The organism is Microvirga sp. Mcv34 (genome assembly GCF_024519725.1).
GTDB lineage: Bacteria > Pseudomonadota > Alphaproteobacteria > Rhizobiales > Beijerinckiaceae > Microvirga.
The window spans coordinates 62,709-81,303 of record NZ_JALJRK010000014.1 but is presented as its reverse complement, the minus strand read 5'-3'; the positions used below and the strand labels follow the sequence as shown (position 1 = coordinate 81,303).

The 18,595-nt window shown below is 63.2% G+C and carries 17 protein-coding genes and 3 tRNA genes; 10 read left to right on the top strand and 10 right to left on the bottom strand.

Features of this window, described 5'->3' with window-relative positions; genetic code table 11:
* Window positions 1-52: 52 nt before the first annotated feature.
* On the bottom strand, window positions 53-1,207 hold the full coding sequence (argE, locus tag OC446_RS10395) for an acetylornithine deacetylase (protein ID WP_262028949.1): 1,155 nt from the start codon (window positions 1,205-1,207) through the stop codon (window positions 53-55).
* Window positions 1,208-1,487: 280 nt separating this feature from the next.
* Between argE and OC446_RS10390 the strand changes: the two genes are divergently transcribed.
* The 6 genes from OC446_RS10390 to OC446_RS10365 all read left to right on the top strand — a co-directional run bounded on the left by OC446_RS10390 (window position 1,488) and on the right by OC446_RS10365 (window position 5,292).
* A complete protein-coding gene (locus OC446_RS10390; RefSeq protein ID WP_262028948.1) occupies window positions 1,488-2,453 on the top strand; it encodes a threonine/serine dehydratase in 966 nt (321 codons plus the stop codon).
* Window positions 2,454-2,518: 65 nt separating this feature from the next.
* A complete protein-coding gene (locus OC446_RS10385; RefSeq protein ID WP_262028947.1) occupies window positions 2,519-3,175 on the top strand; it encodes a LysE family translocator in 657 nt (218 codons plus the stop codon).
* 115 nt (window positions 3,176-3,290) lie between these two features.
* Window positions 3,291-3,644, top strand: a complete 354-nt coding sequence (locus OC446_RS10380; RefSeq protein WP_262028946.1) for a lysozyme inhibitor LprI family protein — start codon at window positions 3,291-3,293, stop codon at window positions 3,642-3,644.
* A 297-nt stretch (window positions 3,645-3,941) separates the two neighbouring features.
* Window positions 3,942-4,157 (top strand): hypothetical protein, encoded by a 216-nt coding sequence (locus OC446_RS10375; RefSeq protein WP_262028945.1) that lies wholly within the window; start codon window positions 3,942-3,944, stop codon window positions 4,155-4,157.
* 141 nt (window positions 4,158-4,298) lie between these two features.
* Window positions 4,299-4,376: transfer RNA gene (locus OC446_RS10370), tRNA-Pro, on the top strand.
* Window positions 4,377-4,710: 334 nt separating this feature from the next.
* Window positions 4,711-5,292, top strand: coding sequence for a DUF1003 domain-containing protein (locus tag OC446_RS10365; RefSeq protein ID WP_410055056.1), 582 nt, complete (start codon window positions 4,711-4,713; stop codon window positions 5,290-5,292).
* Window positions 5,293-5,330: 38 nt separating this feature from the next.
* Here the strand turns inward: OC446_RS10365 and OC446_RS10360 are convergent.
* The 7 genes from OC446_RS10360 to OC446_RS10330 form a co-directional block, all read right to left on the bottom strand.
* A tRNA-Val gene (locus OC446_RS10360) sits at window positions 5,331-5,406 on the bottom strand.
* Between the two features lie 175 nt (window positions 5,407-5,581).
* Window positions 5,582-5,860, bottom strand: coding sequence for an HU family DNA-binding protein (locus tag OC446_RS10355; protein WP_009490969.1), 279 nt, complete (start codon window positions 5,858-5,860; stop codon window positions 5,582-5,584).
* Between the two features lie 196 nt (window positions 5,861-6,056).
* Complete coding sequence (gene lon, locus OC446_RS10350; protein ID WP_262028944.1) at window positions 6,057-8,483, bottom strand: endopeptidase La; 2,427 nt, start codon at window positions 8,481-8,483, stop codon at window positions 6,057-6,059.
* Window positions 8,484-8,713: 230 nt separating this feature from the next.
* The gene (clpX, locus tag OC446_RS10345) at window positions 8,714-9,982 is read right to left on the bottom strand and encodes an ATP-dependent Clp protease ATP-binding subunit ClpX (protein WP_262028943.1); all 1,269 of its coding nucleotides are present in this window, start codon (window positions 9,980-9,982) and stop codon (window positions 8,714-8,716) included.
* A 221-nt stretch (window positions 9,983-10,203) separates the two neighbouring features.
* Complete coding sequence (locus tag OC446_RS10340; RefSeq protein ID WP_009490965.1) at window positions 10,204-10,836, bottom strand: ATP-dependent Clp protease proteolytic subunit; 633 nt, start codon at window positions 10,834-10,836, stop codon at window positions 10,204-10,206.
* Between the two features lie 76 nt (window positions 10,837-10,912).
* Window positions 10,913-12,280 carry a trigger factor gene (tig, locus tag OC446_RS10335; protein WP_262028942.1) on the bottom strand — a complete coding sequence of 456 codons (1,368 nt, stop codon included), beginning with the start codon at window positions 12,278-12,280 and terminating at the stop codon, window positions 10,913-10,915.
* A gap of 111 nt (window positions 12,281-12,391) precedes the next feature.
* Window positions 12,392-12,476, bottom strand: a tRNA-Leu gene (locus tag OC446_RS10330).
* Window positions 12,477-12,650: 174 nt separating this feature from the next.
* On the opposite strand from OC446_RS10330, the gene OC446_RS10325 reads away from it, so the two are divergent.
* Window positions 12,651-13,991: a multicopper oxidase family protein gene (locus tag OC446_RS10325; RefSeq protein ID WP_262028941.1), complete on the top strand. Its 1,341-nt coding sequence runs from the start codon at window positions 12,651-12,653 to the stop codon at window positions 13,989-13,991.
* On the opposite strand, the gene OC446_RS10320 is transcribed toward OC446_RS10325, so the two are convergent.
* Window positions 13,984-15,471 carry an NAD(P)H-hydrate dehydratase gene (locus OC446_RS10320; protein ID WP_262028940.1) on the bottom strand — a complete coding sequence of 496 codons (1,488 nt, stop codon included), beginning with the start codon at window positions 15,469-15,471 and terminating at the stop codon, window positions 13,984-13,986. The genes OC446_RS10325 and OC446_RS10320 overlap by 8 nt on opposite strands.
* 178 nt (window positions 15,472-15,649) lie before the next feature.
* On the opposite strand from OC446_RS10320, the gene OC446_RS10315 reads away from it, so the two are divergent.
* The 3 genes from OC446_RS10315 to OC446_RS10305 all read left to right on the top strand — a co-directional run bounded on the left by OC446_RS10315 (window position 15,650) and on the right by OC446_RS10305 (window position 18,099).
* Window positions 15,650-15,988, top strand: coding sequence for a P-II family nitrogen regulator (locus tag OC446_RS10315; RefSeq protein WP_009490961.1), 339 nt, complete (start codon window positions 15,650-15,652; stop codon window positions 15,986-15,988).
* Between the two features lie 69 nt (window positions 15,989-16,057).
* The gene (gene glnA / locus OC446_RS10310) at window positions 16,058-17,467 is read left to right on the top strand and encodes a type I glutamate--ammonia ligase (RefSeq protein WP_262028939.1); all 1,410 of its coding nucleotides are present in this window, start codon (window positions 16,058-16,060) and stop codon (window positions 17,465-17,467) included.
* Window positions 17,468-17,646: 179 nt separating this feature from the next.
* Window positions 17,647-18,099 carry a DUF6790 family protein gene (locus OC446_RS10305; RefSeq protein WP_262028938.1) on the top strand — a complete coding sequence of 151 codons (453 nt, stop codon included), beginning with the start codon at window positions 17,647-17,649 and terminating at the stop codon, window positions 18,097-18,099.
* 89 nt (window positions 18,100-18,188) lie between these two features.
* Here the strand turns inward: OC446_RS10305 and OC446_RS10300 are convergent, their stop codons facing one another.
* On the bottom strand, window positions 18,189-18,539 hold the full coding sequence (locus OC446_RS10300; protein WP_262028937.1) for a VOC family protein: 351 nt from the start codon (window positions 18,537-18,539) through the stop codon (window positions 18,189-18,191).
* Window positions 18,540-18,595 lie beyond the last annotated feature (56 nt).

Genomic DNA, 18,595 nt, shown 5'->3' with positions numbered 1-18,595 from the left:
GCAGGAAAGTGGCCGACGGTCTAGCCCTCACTTGGACCGTCTTGCTCAGCATTTAGGCACAGAGATCCCCGATCAGACGGCGCAGGATCGCCTCCCCGGCCTGGAACTCGCTGACCTCGATGTACTCGTCCGGCTGATGGGCCTGCGCGATGTCGCCGGGCCCGCAGACCACCGTCGACCAGCCGACGCGCTGGAAGAGACCGGCCTCGGTGCCGTAGGACACCACATGAGTTCCGTTGTCTCCGGTCAGGCGCCGCATCAGGCGCTCGGCCGCTCCGTCGGTCTCCGGCCGGAGACCGGGCACCTCGGCGATGAGCTCGACGGAGACGCCCGTATCAGGGGCAATGGCCTTCATCCGGGGTTCAACAACGTCGCGGATATAAGCCTCGTAGCGAGCGAGGTAATCCATTGGGCTCTCCGTTGGAATCGCCCGTATGTCGCTGAAGAACCACGCGGAGGACGAGACCACGTTGGCGGCATTGCCGCCCCCCATCATACCGCAATGCAGCGTCGTGTAAGGCGGCTCGAACGGGTTTGTCGGATCCGCGTTCCGCCGGTTCTCCTCCATTACGTTTTCATGCCAGGCGATCAGGCGCGCCGCGTTCATGACGGCGCTCACGCCCTGGTCGATTCGGCTCGAATGGACGGCGTAACCCGTCACCTGGGTGCGCAGCTGCACGGAGGCTTTGTGGCCCGTCACCACCGCGTGCCGGGTGGGCTCGCCGACGATCACAGCGGATGGCGCCGGGATAGTCTCCGCCATCGCCTTCACCATCGATGGTGCGCCGCGACAGGCGATCTCTTCATCATAGGACAGGGCGATGTGGATCGGCCTCTTGAGCGGCGCGCGTACCATCTCGGGCACCAGCGCAAGCACGAGTGCGTCGAAGCCTTTCATGTCGGTGGCGCCGCGACCGTACAGGCGACCGTTCTTTTCAGTGAGCGTCCAGGGATCGGTGGACCAGTTCTGCCCTTCCACCGGCACCACATCCGTATGGCCCGACAATACGATGCCACCCTCCACCCGTGGCCCTATGGTGGCATAAAGATTCGCCTTGTCTCCTTCCGGGCTCATGACCATGCGGCTCTCGACGCCATGGCTGTTCAGCCAGTCCCGACAGAAATGGATGATGTCGAGATTGCTGCTGGTCGAAACGCTCGGGAAGGCAACCAGACGCGCGAGCATTTCGCGAGGTGACAGGGACATCGGACGCAACTCCTTGTGCATCGTGCGGATCAGACGATGCGTTGTTCGGGGGATTGAGCATCGGATGTCGCGGAAGGCGCAAGTCGACTTTTGGATGTGATGCTCTTGAGCAGAAGCGCAAGCATCCGATCCTATCGAGCCCGCGGTCAAGCCGGTTTTATCGGCGCTTATTTCGATCTCTGCCCGTTGACTAAGCAACGACGTCGCTCGCATGATCCCGTCGCCCGCCTTCTCGGCTCATCCGTTCCACTCGCGAACGCACCTCCCACGGACACATTCCATGACAGCATTCGACGTGACGCTTTCCGACATCGAAGCTGCCCGCAGCCGCATCGCGGGACGGGTGAGACGCACCCCGGCTTACGAAAGCGCCGATGTTTCAGCCCGGCTCGGCCGACGCACCGCGTTGAAGATGGAAGCGCTGCAGCTCGCGGGTTCGTTCAAGGTCAGGGGCGTCTTCAACAAGGTACTGACGTTGACCGACGAGGAGCGCGGCCGTGGCCTCGTGACCGTTTCGGGCGGCAATCACGCCATTGCGGTCGCCCGCGTGGCGGGAACGCTCGGGCTCGATGCCCTCGTGCTGATGCCCAAGACGGCGGCCAGATTCAACATCGACCTGACAACGAAGTTCGGCGCCCAGGTCGAGCTCTGCGACGATGCGGCGGAGGCCTTCGCGAAGGCCGAGGATTACCAGCGGCAGGGACGGCTTTTCGTGCATCCCTATGACGACCCGGCCATCATTGCCGGACACGGAACGCTCGGCCTCGAGTTCCTCGAGGACATTCCGGACCTGACCCACGTATTCGTCTCCATCGGCGGCGGTGGCTTCATGTCCGGCGTGGCGGCGGCCCTCAAGGCGAAGCGCCCATCCTTGACCGTCTACGGCGTGGAGCCGACCGGCGCCCAGACCATGACGGAAGCCCTCAAGGCGGATCAGCCGGTGACGATTCGCCCGACCTCCATCGCCCGGACTCTGGCGGCGCCCTTCGCCACCCATCGCACCGTCGCGGCAGCCAAGCTTTTCCTGAAGGAGATCCTGCTTGTGGACGACGAGCCGGTCGTCTCCGACGTGAGCTGGCTCCTCCAAACGGAAAAGCTCCTTTGCGAGCCTGCCGCGGCCTGCGTCCTGACCGCCGCCGAAACCGTCGCTCACTCCCTGCCAGACGACAGCGTCATCGGCCTCGTGCTCTGCGGCTCCAACCTGTCCTTGGAGGATCTCGACGCTTGGCGCCGCCCATCCGTCTAGACTAAGGTCCCGTCGCCCCGGCCCCACCGGCCGAGCGGGCGCTGGGGCTGCGCAGAGACCAAAGCATGCCGGATCTTTCGACTTTTCTCACCTTCTACGCCGCCGTCTTGGCCCTCCAGCTCGCTCCCGGCCCTGATATGGTCCTCCTGCTCAGCCGTGGCGTCGGTCAGGGCCGCCGAACGGCCGTCCTGACGGCCATCGGCATGACCTTGCTGGCCGGTCTCGTCCAGCTGCCCCTCCTGGCGCTAGGCGTCACATCCCTGATCAAGGCCTCGCCCCTCGCCTTCGAGGTGCTGCGGTGGGCAGGTGCCGTCTATCTGGTGTGGCTCGGCGCCAAGCTTCTGATTGGCTCGTTCGGTCCTCACCGCCTCGTCCGCAAGGCCCCGCAACCCGTCTCGGACCTCGCCGCCATGCGGCAGGGCATGATCAACAACCTGACCAACCCGAAGGCGATGGTGTTCATGCTCGCCTTCCTTCCGCAATTTGTCGATCCGGGCAACGGATGGCCTGTGACGGCCCAGCTGCTGTTCCTAGGTGGCGTGCAGAAGATTTCGGGCTTCTTCATCCTCGGCGCCGTGGCGGTCGGGACTGGAACGATCGGCGAGTGGCTCGCCCGGCGTCCAGGCCTGATCGCCTGGCAGGAGAGATGCGCCGGGCTCATCATGGTGGGGCTTGGCCTTCGCCTCGCCTTGTCAGGCGACGCCTCGGCCCTGCGCCGCTGAGCGGTCCTCGCTTACGTATTGTTAAGGCTGTTTCGGAAACGGCCCGACCTCCATGGAGCCTCCAGGGACAGGAACCGTTCTTCCTCCAGCTTAAGTTCTTGTGAGGAAAGCCGCCATGAGAGGAAATTCGTTCTGCCTTGCGAGCCTGGCGCTCGCCCTGGCGGCCGGATGGCAGCCCGTCCAGGCCGCGAGCTTCGATTGCGCCAAGTCCGAGAAGGCCGACGAGAAGGCGATCTGCGCCGATCGGGCGCTGAACGACCAGGATGTTGAGATGGCCGTCCTTTACACGCAGCTCAAGCCCCTGCTGGGCATGGGCGCCCGCGGCGACATGGAGGACGCGCAGGTCGCCTGGCTCAAGCAGCGCGAAGCCTGTGGCAGCGATCGGGCATGCCTGGGGAAAGCCTACGAGGAACGGGTGCAGCAGCTGAGAAGCGGATTCGAGGCCTTGGCCAAGCGCGGTCCCTTCTGAGCCCATCAACAAAAAGCCCCGCACGGAGGCGGGGTCTTGCGCAACAACGCAGGAGTGAAGCAAGCGCAATGAGCGGTTGCCGAGAGCGCCGTGGCACTGGGGGCGCCGTGGGACGCTCTCAGGAAAATTCATATCCTTTCCCGGCGTTATAACCTACTCTTCTTCGCGGGAATGGTTAAGCTTCCGTCTCGTCCGATATGTCGGCAACGGCGATGACGTGTCTTGGCGCACGCCTGACTTGCCGTGAAAATGCCACCTTGGCCGCACTTCCTTAGCGTCAACCAAACGGGACGAAACATGCGCGCCATCCTCGCACTGCTTTGCCTCTTCTCCGGCCTGCCGGACGATACACCGGCGGAAGGCTTCGACGCGACCCAGGAGAAGACCGAGAGATATCGGGCATTCTTGTCCGAGCTTGCCTCCTCGGACACCCCGTCCGGCATCGAAACGGCGTTCGATCTCCCTGAGGGCCTGAAGCAGGCGATCGAGGACTGGACGGATCCACGCCCATAGACATTCCCGACGCTGGCCTCCGCCGAGGACAGGAGACCCGGACCCCGGAGGATCGGCGGCCGCGACTTTCCACCCCGCATGTGATTTCAGGGGTTGCGCGAGCGCCCGTTAAAAGTTAGAGGAACCAAGCCTTTCGGCAGTCGGAGCGTAGCGCAGCCCGGTTAGCGCACTAGTCTGGGGGACTAGGGGTCGGAGGTTCAAATCCTCTCGCTCCGACCATTTACTTCTTTAAGCTCAAAGCTTGTATGAGCCGGCCGCAAGGCCGGCTTTTTGCTGTCGAACCTTCATCGCCGGCGGGTCGTGCCCAGGATCGATCCGCGGCCGAAAGGAACGAAAAACCCGCCCTAACCGGGGCTGGAGCGGGTGAGTCTCAGGAGCAATCCTTGGGGGATCATTCCCCAACTAACGCCAAACCGGTATGTTTCATCGGCATGGGTGCGGCGTTCCGGCCCAATCGGCATGTCCCGGGGAATCGGCGCTATGGAGAGATGAACTTCTTCGAAGCGAAGGCCGTTCTTATCCAGCCGTAGGGGCTGGAGCGAAGGACATTGCCGTGAAGGAAACCCAGTCCGTGTCCAGAGCGGAGGAGGAGCGCCCCAGCCCGAGCGCCCCTCCCATCGAGCCCAACGTCCTGGCGTCCGTCCTCGAGCGCAATATCGACGCCCTGCATCACAAGCGACGCGAAGACGAGCGGAAAGCGAGCCTGCAGGATCGGATAGCGGAACTCATCACACGCTTCTCCGGCAGCATGGCCTTCGTCTATGTGCATCTGGTGCTGGTGGCAGGCTGGGTCGCAATCAATCTCGGGATTGTCCCAGGTATCCCGGTCTTCGACCCGACTTTCGTCATCCTCGCGACCTTTGCTTCCGTCGAGGCGATCTTCCTCTCAACCTTCGTGCTGATCAGCCAGAACCGAGCCGCCGCTGAGGCGGACCGGCGCGCCGAACTGGATCTCCAGACCAATCTGCTCTCCGAGCATGAGATCACGCGCCTGCTGACCCTGACCCGTGCCATTGCCGCTCATCTCGGCATCAGGGAAGCGAACGATCCGGAACTGGAGGAACTGGAGCGCCACGTCGCGCCCGAGAAGGTGCTAGACCGGCTCACCGAGAGCGAGAGAAGCCGCTCGCCGTGACAGCGAGCTCGATCAAGGCTCGGAGCTATTCTGCAAAATGGTGGGCGGTGAGGGACTCGAACCCCCGACCTGCGGTGTGTAAAACCGAAGCTCTACCAACTGAGCTAACCGCCCGATGGACCTGACATAAAAAGAGAAGGCCAACAACGCAAGCGTCGTCGGCCCTCTTTAGCGCATCAGACGTGAATTCACACGCACGTCAGATGCTCTCCGATTGTTTACCCCGCATGCTGACCCGCAAAACCGGTTCTCGTTTTTGCGTTCGGTGCCCGGGCAGGCGTAGACGCGATTACTTCGCGTTGACAGCGTCCTTCAGGCCCGCACCGGCGCGGAACTTCGGGGTCTTGGAAGCGGGAACCTTGACCTTCTCGCCGGTGCGCGGGTTGCGCGCCTCGCCGGCAGCGCGGTTGGTCACAACAAACGTGCCGAAACCGACGATCTTGACTTCGTCGCCCTTCTTCAGGGCGCCGGTGATCGCCTCGATGGCGGCGTCGATCGCGTCACCAGCCTGGCCACGCGAAAGGCCCACCTTGTCGGCGACGGCCGCAACGAGCTCGCCTTTATTCATAGTCATATCCTCCAGTGATCACGGCGTTCGCAAAGGAAATGGTCCACCGTTTCAGGGACAACTCGTTTGGCGCAAAGCTTGTCCGTACGCAAGACCCGAAGTGGCTGAAATCAGCCGATTTTTAGGGGTTTTCATCAAAAAAGAAGCCCCTGAACCGAGGTCCAGGGGCTTCTTTCGTTACGTAAGGAACAGGGCTTTAGTGAGCGATCACCCCGGCCGAATCGTCTTCGACGCTCGGCTTGTGGCTCTTGAGTTCCGCAGCCTCATCCCATTCGATCCGCTCCGGCATGCGCACAAGAGCATGCTGGAGGACCTGATCCATCATGGAGACCGGCACGATTTCGAGGCCGTTCTTCACGCTGGCCGGGATATCCGCCAAGTCCTTGGCGTTCTCCTCGGGGATCAGCACCTTCTTGATGCCGCCGCGCAGAGCCGCCAGGAGCTTCTCCTTGAGGCCGCCGATGGGCAGCACCCTGCCCCGCAGCGTCACCTCGCCCGTCATGGCGATATCGCGGCGAACCGGGATACCCGTGATGACGGAGACGATGGCGGTCGCCATGGCGATGCCGGCGGACGGACCATCCTTGGGCGTCGCGCCTTCCGGCACGTGCACGTGGATGTCCCGGCGGTCGAACAGGGGCGGCTCGACGCCGAAATCGAGGGCACGGGAGCGGACATAGGACGCCGCCGCCGAGATCGATTCCTTCATGACGTCACGCAGGTTGCCCGTGACGGTCATCTTGCCCTTGCCCGGCATCATGATGCCTTCGATGGTCAACAGCTCGCCGCCGACCTCGGTCCAGGCCAGACCCGTGACGGCTCCGACCATGTCCTCCGTCTCGGCCTCGCCATAGCGGTAGCGCGGCGGTCCGAGGAACTCGGGCAGGTTGTCTGTCGTAACCTCGACCGACTTGACCTTGGAGATCAGGATCTCCTTCACGGCCTTGCGGACGAGGTTGGCGATCTCGCGCTCAAGGTTACGCACGCCCGCTTCGCGAGTGTAGCGGCGGATCAGCATGAGAAGGGCCTCGTCGCCGATCTTCCACTCCTTCTCCGCCAGACCGTGCTTCTGCATGGCCGAGGGGATCAGGTGGGTACGGGCGATCTCGGCCTTCTCCTCTTCGGTGTAACCCGCGATGCGGATCACTTCCATACGGTCGAGGAGCGGAGCCGGGATGTTGAGCGTGTTGGCCGTCGTCACGAACATCACGTTGGAGAGGTCGTAATCGACTTCCAGGTAATGGTCGTTGAAGGTCGAGTTCTGCTCAGGGTCGAGGACCTCGAGCAGGGCCGCCGACGGGTCGCCGCGGAAGTCCATGCCCATCTTGTCGATCTCGTCGAGCAGGATGAGCGGGTTGGACGTCTTGGCCTTGCGCATCGACTGGATGATCTTGCCGGGCATCGAACCGATATAGGTCCGGCGGTGACCGCGGATCTCCGACTCGTCGCGGACGCCACCGAGTGACATGCGCACGAACTCGCGTCCCGTAGCCTTGGCGATCGACTTCCCGAGCGAGGTCTTACCCACGCCGGGAGGGCCGACGAGGCAGAGGATCGGGCCCGTGAGCTTGTTGGCGCGCTGCTGCACGGCCAGGTACTCGACGATGCGCTCCTTGACCTTGTCGAGGCCGTAGTGATCGGCGTCGAGCAGATCCTGGGCGGCCTTGAGGTCCTTCTTCATCTTCGAGCGGCGGTTCCACGGAATGCCGAGCAGCCAGTCGAGGTAGTTGCGCACGACGGTTGCCTCCGCCGACATGGGGGACATCTGGCGGAGCTTCTTCAGCTCGCCCAGCGCCTTCTCGCGGGCTTCCTTCGTGAACTTGGTCTTCTCGATCTTCTCCTCGAGCTCGGCCAGCTCGTCGCGACCTTCATCGTCGCCGAGCTCCTTCTGGATCGCCTTCATCTGCTCGTTGAGGTAGTACTCGCGCTGCGTCTTCTCCATCTGACGCTTCACGCGGGTGCGGATCCGCTTCTCGACCTGCAGGACGGAAATCTCACTTTCCATCATGCCGAGCACCTTCTCCAGGCGCTGAGCAACAGTTGGCGTCTCCAGGATCGCCTGCTTGTCGGCGATCTTGATGGCCAGATGCGAAGCGATGGTGTCGGCAAGCTTCGCGGGCTCGTCGATCTGGGTCACGGCGGTCACGACCTCCGGCGACACCTTCTTGTTGAGCTTCACGTAGTTCTCGAACTCGGACACGACGGAGCGGGCGAGAGCCTCGGCCTCCACCTGGTCGCCGAGGGAATCCGGAAGCGCCTCGGCCTCGGCCTCGTAATATTCATCCGTGCGGGTATAGGCCTTCACCTGGGCCCGGCTCGCGCCTTCGACCAGCACCTTCACGGTACCGTCGGGCAGCTTCAGCAGTTGCAGGACGTTGGCCAGGGTCCCGACCTTGTAGATCGCATCCGTGGACGGATCGTCGTCCGTCGCATCGATCTGGGTGGCCAGAAGAATGTGACGGTCCCCCTTGACCACTTCCTCAAGCGCCCGGATCGACTTCTCACGGCCGACGAAGAGCGGCACGATCATGTGTGGGAAGACAACAATGTCGCGCAGAGGCAGAACCGCATAGGTTCCGGTCGAGCCTGGGACGACAGGCTGACGTGGCTTCGATTGTGTCATGAGACGGTATCCTTTTGACTGCGTCCGACGGTCCCCTCGGATGAGCTGGAAGTCAGACGGATAACCGGAATGCTCAGGCTTTTGTTATGGGCTGCATCCGGTACACCGGGCTCTCCCTCGAACGATGAGCGGACAGCACCGGCGCAAGAGACAATGTGGCGTTGCGGGTCTTGGGTTTCAAGAATATCGCCCGCAACGCCCCTGTTCATGGGACAATCCCCCAACGGCCCTTAGGCGCTGGCGCTGGCCGCCTGATCGTTGCGCTCTCCGTGGATGAAGAGCGGCTTGGCCTTGCCTTCCACCACCTCGGGCCCGATCACAACCTGCTCGACGGAATCCAGGCCCGGCAGGTCGTACATGGTTTCCAGCAGGATGCCTTCCATGATGGAGCGCAGGCCGCGGGCGCCCGTCTTCCGCTCGATCGCCTTCTTGGCAATGAGTGTCAGCGCTTCGTCCTGGAACGTCAGTTGCACGTTCTCCATCTCGAAGAGGCGCTGGTACTGCTTGACCAGAGCGTTCTTCGGCTCCTGCAGAATGGTCTTCAGAGCGTCGATATCGAGATCCTCGAGGGTCGCCAAAACCGGCAGACGGCCCACGAATTCGGGAATCAGACCGAACTTCAACAGATCCTCAGGCTCCACCTCACGGAAGATCTCGCCCGTACGGCGATCGTCCGGGGAGCTGACCGAAGCGCCAAAGCCGATCGACGTACCCTTGCCGCGTCCGGAGATGATCCGCTCCAGGCCGGCGAAGGCGCCGCCGCAGATGAACAGGATATTCGTAGTGTCGACCTGCAGGAACTCCTGCTGCGGGTGCTTGCGGCCGCCCTGGGGAGGCACGGAGGCGACGGTGCCTTCCATGATCTTCAGGAGAGCCTGCTGCACGCCCTCGCCCGAAACGTCACGGGTGATCGACGGGTTGTCGGACTTGCGGGAGATCTTATCGATCTCGTCGATATAGACGATGCCGCGCTGGGCCCGCTCGACGTTATAGTCGGATGCCTGGAGCAGCTTGAGGATGATGTTCTCCACGTCCTCGCCGACGTAGCCGGCCTCGGTCAGGGTCGTTGCGTCCGCCATGGTGAACGGCACGTCCAGAATCCGGGCCAGGGTCTGCGCGAGCAGGGTCTTGCCCGAGCCGGTGGGTCCGATCAGCAGGATGTTGGACTTGGCGAGTTCGACGTCGTTGTGCTTCGTCGCGTGGGCGAGGCGCTTGTAATGGTTGTGGACCGCCACAGAGAGCACCTTTTTGGCGTGCTCCTGGCCGATCACGTAGTCGTCCAGAACGCGGCTGATCTCCTTGGGAGTCGGTACCCCGTCACGGGACTTCACGAGGGACGATTTCGACTCCTCGCGGATGATGTCCATGCACAGCTCGACGCATTCATCGCAGATGAAAACCGTCGGGCCAGCGATCAGCTTGCGAACCTCATGCTGGCTCTTGCCGCAGAAGGAGCAGTACAGCGTACTCTTGGAGTCGTTGCCGCCAGCCTTGGTCATTATCACATCTCCAATCCGTGCCGGGACAGCCCCTGCCGACCCAACACACCTAAGTTATAGGCGACGAAACTAACAAAATGTTCCGTCGCTAAGAATTGAACGCCCAAATCGCCATGCTCCCGAATCCATATGCAATCATGCGGAGGCCGCCTGATCAATAGAAACGAGGTTACCCGGCAAAAAGACGCACCTGGGGGAATTTTGTCCCCAGGTTTTAGGGGTTAAGCCGGGGTGGCGGCCGGCTCGGGACGCTTCTCGATTACCTGGTCGATGAGGCCGAATTCCTGGGCCGCCTGGGCGGTCATGAAGTTGTCGCGCTCGAGGGCCCGCTCGATCTCTTCGTAGTTCCGGCCGGTATGGCCGACATAGATTTCGTTCAGGCGGCGCTTGAGGGCCTCGCTCTCGCGGGCATGGATCATGATGTCCGTGACCTGGCCCTGGTACCCCCCGGAGGGCTGGTGGACCATGATGCGGGCGTTCGGCAGGGCGAAGCGCATGCCCTTCTCACCGGCGGTCAGCAGGAGGGAGCCCATGGAGGCCGCTTGGCCGACGCACAGGGTCGATACCGGGCAGCGGATGAACTGCATCGTGTCGTAGATCGACAGTCCCGAGGTCACGACGCCGCCGGGCGAATTAATGTAGAAGGAGATTTCCTTCTTGGGGTTCTCGGCCTCGAGGAACAGAAGCTGTGCCACGATCAGCGAGGCCGAGTAATCTTCAACCGGACCCGTGAGGAAGATAATCCGTTCGCGCAGGAGGCGCGAATAGATGTCGAATGCGCGCTCGCCGCGGTTCGACTGCTCAACCACCATGGGGACGAGCGTATTGTTAAAGAGCGCTACCGGATCTCTCATTGTCTCACTGCTCCAATTCGGCCGCGCGGATGCGCGGCCGTGCATTTCAGCAAGCAGCGAGACGCTTAAGGGAGCGTTACTCGCCCTTGCCGGCTTTCTCTCCGCCCTCGTCCTCGTCGCTGAAGAGGACGTCCTTGGAGACGGTCTCCTCGTCGACCTTCACCTGGGACAGGATCTGGTCCACGACCTTCTCCTCGAACAGAGGAGCCCGGATTTCAGCGAGGGCCTGCGGGTTCTTCTGGTAGAACTCCCAAACCTGCCGCTCCTGGCCGGGATACTGGCGGACCCGCTCGATGAGGGCCTGAGTCACCTCGTCGTCGGAGATCTTGATATCGGACTTCTCACCGATCTGCGCAAGGACCAAGCCGAGGCGAACGCGACGCTCGGCGATCTTGCGGTACTCGGCCTTGGCCTCGTCTTCTGTGGTGCTCTCGTCCTCGAACGTGCGGTTGTTCGACTTCATGTCGCCGACGACCTGCGCCCACACGGCCGAGAATTCCTGCTCGACCAGGGTCGGCGGCAGTTCGAAGCTGTACTTGGCGTCAAGGGAGTCGAGGAGATCCTTCTTCACCTTGCGGCGGGACTGGGCGTCGAAGTCGCGCTTGATGGCGTCGCGGATGGCGTCCTTGAGCTTGTCCAGGGATTCCATGCCGAAGCCCTTAGCCATCTCGTCGTCGATCTTCAGCTCGCCGGGAGCCTCGACTTCCTTCACGGTCACGTCGAATTCGGCGTCCTTGCCGGCCAGATGAGCGGCCATGTAGTTCACCGGGAATGTGACCTTCACGAGCTTGGTGTCACCAGCCTTCAGGCTGAGGAGCTGGTCCTCGAAGCCGGGGATGAAGGTGTTCGAGCCGAGCTCGACACGGATGTCCTCACCCTTGCCACCCTCGAATTCCGTGCCGTCGATGCGGCCTACGAAATCCACAACGACCCGGTCGCCATCAACGGCGGCACCTTCCTTCGTGTCGAAGGAGCGGTTCTGCTTGGCCATGCGCTCGAGCGATTCGTTGATCTCGGCATCGGTGACCTCGGCCACCGGCTTCTTGACCGTCACGTCGGAGAGGTCGGCCAACTCGAAGACCGGCAGGACCTCGATGGCGACGGTGAAGGCCAGGTCGCCCTTGGCCTCCATGGCCTTCTCGACCTCTTCCTGGCTCTCGGGGAACTGGATCTGCGGCTCGTTGGCGAGCTTCAGGTCGTTGTCCTCGACGATCTTGCGGTTGGCCTCGTTGACGGCGTTCTGCAGCACGTCGGCCATGACGGAACGGCCGTAGACCCGACGCAGATGTCCCACCGGCACCTTACCGGGACGGAAACCCTTGATCTGCACGCGATCCTTGAGGGTCGTCAATTCGCTGTTCAGGCGCTCTTCCAACTCGGTGGCCGGGAGCACGACCTTGAACTCTCGCTTCAAGCCTTGGGACAGTGTTTCCGTCACCTGCATGGTTCTGTTCGCCTTCATTAACTCGAAAATTTCTGTCAGGCTCCGGCCGATGCGGCGTTACGCCGTCAACCAGGCCACTCGGAGCCTCCGGATTACCAACCCTGACGGGATTGGTGCGGGCGGAGGGACTCGAACCCCCACAACTTTCGTCGCTGGAACCTAAATCCAGTGCGTCTACCAATTCCGCCACGCCCGCGCGGGAGCGGCGCGCGAGGCGCACCCCTCTTCCGGGACGCGGCTCTATAGCACGGTTAAAAGACAGTGCATCAAAAAAGTTCGTGTGGGGCCGGAAGGCAACCAAACTTGGCCGTTCACGTTCAAGGCTGTACCGATGTTTCTCATCCGCATGCCTCGAGGCGAGAATGTTTCCATGATCACCCGCCGCGCCGTCACCGCCGGTCTCGCCACGACTCTCATCGCCCTATCCCGGCCGACGCAGGCTCAGGGCTCGGGCGGCTCTGAGCAGACGTTTACGGCGAAGCCTACCCATTTGAAGCTCAGGCCCGACGCGGCGGCTGACGCCGAGACCTGGACCTTCAACGGGAGTCTGAGCCCGGTCGTCCGTGTCCGGCAGGGCGAGGAGCTGAAGCTCAGGCTGGAGAACGAGACCGCTCTGCCCCTGTCGCTGCATTTTCACGGGGTCCGGGGGGTGAATGCCATGGACGGGGTCGGCGGATTGACCCAGGACCCGGCCCTCCCTGGAAGAAGCCATGAATATCGTTTCACCCCGCCCGACGCCGGCACCTTCCTGATCCGCCCCTGCGTCCTCGGCGGCAGCGCCGATCCGTTGGAGCGCGGCCTGTCGGCTTTTCTGATCGTCGAGGAATCTCAGCCTCCGCAGGTTGATCAGGATCTCGCCCTGCTGGTCGACGACTGGCGCCTGAACGACGACGGGTCTCTTGCGCCGTTCGAGAAGGCAGCGGAGACGGCCCCTGCCGGGCGGCTGGGAAGCTGGCTCAGCGTCAACGGCAGGGCGACGCCGCAACGGATCGAAGCGCCGCCCGGCGGGCGTCTTCGCCTGCGGCTCGCCAATGCCTGCAACGCCCGGACCATGCGCCTGCGCTTCGAAGGCATGAAGGCCTATGTGATCGCCATCGATGGGCAGCCGACCAGCACCTTCGAGCCTCTGAAGGCCTCCCTGCCCTTCGCGCCTGGCACCCGCTACGACCTGCTGGTCGATCTTGCCCCGGAACCGGGCGCGTCTGGCGCCGTGACTGCGCTGATCGGAGACGGGATGCCCCTCATCGAGGTCGTGACGGCCGGAGAGAAGCGCCCCGAGCTCCCGGCCGTCGCGCCGCTGCCGCCCAATCAGAAGCTTCCCGAGGCGATCAAACTCCAGAACGCCGGCCGCAAGGACGCGGTGATCAAGAGAGATCCGAAAGCACCTCACGTGCCATGGACCGTCAACGGAGCGGCGGGAAATCCTAAGGCCCCGCCCCTGATCAAGGTCAAGCGCGGCACGCCAGTCGTCCTGGCCCTCAGGAACGAGACCGCCTTCGTCCAGCCCATGCACCTGCACGGCCATTCCTTCCGGCTGCTGCATCCGCTCGACGACGGTTGGGAGCCCTATTGGCTGGACACCGTTCAGGTACCGGAAAATAAGACGATCCGGATCGCCTTCGTGGCTGATAATCCAGGCAAATGGCTCCTCGCCTCGACCGTGATGGAGCGGTTCGACGCGGGCCTGTGGACCTGGATCGAGGTTACCTGAGCAGGTCCCGCAGCACGCCGGGAACCAGGTCCGCCAGGTCTTCCGAGATCAGCCCCGGGCCGAAGCCGGCGCCGGCCTCGCCGTGGATCCAGGCGCCGGCGCAGGCGGCCTCGAAGGCCGGGACATGCTGCGCCATCAGGCCCGCGATGAGTCCGCAGAGCGTGTCGCCGGACCCGGCAGTTGCCAGGTAGGGCGTACCATTGGCGTTGATAGCCGCTCTGCCGTCCGGTGCGGCGATTACGGTGTCGGGCCCCTTCAGCAGCACCACGCCCCCCGAATAGGCGGCGGCCCGGCGGGCGCGCTCGATTTTTGAGTCCGGATCGAGAATATCCGAGTGACCTTTGAACAGACGCCCGAACTCGCCGTCATGGGGCGTGAGCACCGTCGGGGCGTGGCGGAACGCACCGTGAAGCTCTGACGCCAGACCCTCGAAGGAGGTCAGGGCATCCGCGTCCAGGACGAGGCTCCTCCGCGCCTGGACGGCCACGGCTACCATGGCGCGGGTGCCGGCATGGACGCCGAGCGCCGGGCCCAGGACGAGGGAATTGAAGCGGGCGTCCTGGAGGATCGTGTGCAGTCCCTCGGGACCGTCGCACCCCTTGAGCATGATTGCAGTCAGGTGGGCTGCATTGACCCCGAGGGCTTCCGGCGGGGACGCCACGGTGACGAGGCCGGAGCCGATCCGCAGGGCAGCCCTAGCGGCCAACCGGGCCGCGCCCGTGCGGGTCGCGCCGCCGGAGGCCACGAGGGTGTGGCCGCGCTCGTATTTGTGGGAGGCGAGGCCGGGCCTTGGCAGGGAGGCCAGCCACAGGGCCGGTCCGTTGGCGAAGAGGCTCCCGCCCTTGGCCGCCAGGATTTCCCGGCCGATCCCGATATCCGCCACCTCGACCGGTCCGCTATGGGCCCGGCCCGGCATCAGGAGGTGGCAGGGCTTTCGGGCCGCGAAGGTCACGGTGCGGAGGGCCTTGACCGCGATGCCACGCACCGCCCCAGTCCCGCCATCGATGCCGGAGGGCAGGTCCACGGCCAAGATCGGCCGGCCCGAACCGTTCATGCGGTCGACCGCATGCCGGGCGGCGCCGTCAAGATCGCGGGACAGGCCGGTGCCGAAGAGGGCATCGATGATGAGGTCCGCCTCATGAAAAGGCAGCTCCTCGACAGGCATGATTTCTCCCGCCCAGTCCCGCGCCGCCAGGGCTGCGTCGCCTGTCAGGCGGTCCGGGGAGCCCAGGAGGCCGAGGCTCACCCGATAGCCCTGCCCGGCCAGGATCGTCGCCGCGACGAAGCCGTCGCCGCCGTTCTGGCCCGGTCCGGCGACGACGGCGACCCGGCTGCCCGGCGCGGCTAATTTTTCGGCAGAAGCGGCCACGGCGCGCCCAGCCCGCCTCATGAGCTCGATGCCCGGAATGCCAGTAGCCATAGCCGCGAGGTCGGCTTGCCTCATTTCGGAAGGTGTCAGAACGAGTTCAGGGGCTGTCATGGGAGCAAAATGGACCCGTTTTGGAGGATTTGGCGAGCTTTTCCGCAACTGCACAAACTTTGATCATAATATGCCCATCAACTCGGCAAATTGGCCCACTTTGAATCGATGACCACATGGAAGGCACTCCGGGCTGGTGCTAAAAGCGGCAAAACCTCGAACGAAACGGTTGACCGGGATGAAGAAGATCGAAGCCATCATCAAGCCCTTCAAGCTCGATGAAGTCAAAGAAGCTCTCCAGGAAGTTGGCCTTCAGGGCATCACCGTCATCGAGGCGAAGGGCTTCGGCCGCCAGAAGGGCCACACCGAGCTCTATCGCGGCGCGGAATACGTCGTGGACTTCCTCCCCAAGGTGAAGCTCGAGATCGTCCTGAACGACGACATGGCCGAGAGCGCCATCGAGGCCATCCGTAAGGCGGCTCAGACCGGGCGCATCGGCGACGGCAAGATTTTCGTTTCGACGGTCGAAGAGGCCGTTCGCATCCGCACGGGCGAGACCGGATCCGACGCGATCTAAGCTCGCTTTCCCAAGCCAAGGCCCGCGGGCCGAGGACTATCTCTAAGGGCAGAAGAGGACCAGACGATCATGCAGACCGCCAAGGATGTGCTCAAGGCGATCAAAGATAACGACGTCCAATACGTCGACTTCCGTTTCACCGACCCGCGCGGCAAGTGGCAGCATGTGACCTTCGACGTCTCGATGGTCGACGAGGACATGTTCGCCGACGGCATTATGTTCGACGGTTCGTCCATCGCCGGCTGGAAGGCGATCAACGAGTCCGACATGACCCTCATGCCTGACCCGACGACCGCCCAGATGGACCCGTTCTTCTCGGCCTCCACCCTGGTCATCAACTGCGACATTCTCGAGCCGGCCACGGGCGAGCCCTATAACCGCGATCCGCGCGGTATCGCCAAGAAGGCCGAGGCCTACCTGCAGTCCACGGGCATCGCCGACACGGTCTATGTCGGTCCCGAGGCCGAGTTCTTCGTGTTCGACGACGTGAAGTTCATGGCCGATCCCTACAATACCGGCTTCAAGCTCGACTCCTCCGAGCTGCCGATCAACGGCGACACGCCGTACGAAGGCGGCAACCTCGGCCACCGCATTCCGGTCAAGGGCGGCTACTTCCCGGTTCCCCCGCTTGATTCCGCCCAGGACATGCGCGGCGAGATGCTGGCCGCCATGAAGGCGATGGGCGTCACGGTCGAGAAGCACCACCACGAGGTCGCCTCCGCCCAGCACGAGCTCGGCACGAAGTTCAACACCCTCGTGCGCACCGCCGACGAAATGCAGATCTACAAGTACTGCATCCACAACGTCGCCCAGTCCTACGGCAAGACGGCCACATTCATGCCGAAGCCGGTCTATGGCGACAACGGCTCGGGCATGCACGTGCACCAGTCGCTCTGGAAGGGCGGCAAGCCCCTCTTCGCGGGCAACAAGTATGCCGACCTGTCCCAGGAATGCCTGTGGTACATCGGCGGCATCATCAAGCACGCCAAGGCGCTGAACGCATTTACCAATCCGTCGACGAACTCGTACAAGCGTCTCGTCCCGGGCTATGAGGCTCCGGTGCTGCTGGCCTACTCGGCCCGCAACCGCTCGGCCTCCTGCCGTATTCCGTGGACGACCTCGCCCAAGGCCAAGCGCGTCGAGATTCGCTTCCCCGATCCGACCGCCAATCCTTACCTCGCTTTTACGGCGATCATGATGGCCGGTCTGGACGGCATCCTGAACAAGATCGATCCCGGCCAAGCGATGGACAAGGATCTCTACGATCTGCCTCCGCGCGAGCTGAAGAAGATCCCGACGGTCTGCGGCAGCTTGCGTGAAGCCCTCGCCAGCCTCGACAAGGACCGCGCGTTCCTCAAGGCCGGCGGCGTGTTCACCGACGACTTCATCGACAGCTACATCGAGCTGAAGATGACGGAGGTCGCCCGCTTCGAGATGACGCCGCATCCGGTCGAATTCCAGATGTACTACTCCGTCTAATCGGACGCACTTTCCTCCCGGCTGCGGAACCGCAGCCTCCCTTCACCGGGGCTCGCTTCGAGCCCCGGTTTTTTATTGCCTACCTCCGGAGAAGAATCGCGAGGCTCGGCCTTCCGCGTAAGATCAGGCGGCAAATCCGATCGGACGAACCTTCGGATCACGTTCGAACCGAGGTGCCAATGTACCTGGGCATGATCACCCTGACGATGCTCCTCCTGCCCTTGCTGTCGATCGGAGGCGAATATGCCCTCGCGCCCGACGCTGACCTGGCTTTCCTGATCGGAAAATGGTTCGTGTTCTGGGCCATGGGTGTGCGGCTCATGCTCGCCGGACTGCGCCAGATCCTCGATCCGGCTTTTACGGCGGAAACGATCTTCAAGATCAAGGATCCGGACGCGCGCAAGGTCGTCGTTGAACTCGGCTTCGGCAACGTCGCGATTGCGTTGCTTGGGCTTCTTTCCGTCTACCGAACGGATTGGGTCACGCCGGCGGCTATCGTCGGGGCTGTCTTCTACGGCCTCGCGGGCCTGCAGCATGTCCGCAATCGCGCACGGACGGGCTTGGAGAATATCGCCATGGCGTCCGACCTTTTCATCGCGGCCGTGGCGATCTTCTACCTGATTGCGGCATGAGGCGACGGGAGAGCCGCGTCAGGCAAACAAGCGGGATGCCTTGCATCCAATGCTTCAATCCGAACCCCGGGTAGTCCTGTCGGACCTTGTCAGCGATGGACCAAGATGTTGACGAATCGTCCGAACGGATCACGGACATAGAACCGGGTCACGCCCCACGGCTCGGACGCGGGACCGTATTCGATCTCGAACCCCGCCTCCCGCATTTTCCGATGAACGTCGTGCAGGTCGTCGACCTCGATGGAGAGGTCGGGCACGGGCGTACCTGATCCGCCCTCGGTCATCACGCTGATCTGAGGCGTCATGCTGCCCTCGGCCGTAAAGGTCATGATCCACCCCAGATCCATTCCGACGTCCATTCCTAGCACGTCGCCATAGAAGGCTTTCGCGGCATCCATCCGGTCGGCCGCCACATTCGCAACGATGCGCCTCACTGCCATGGTCCATTCCCTCCCATGAGCCTGAAATGCAAAAAAGGCCCGGTGTTGCCACCGGG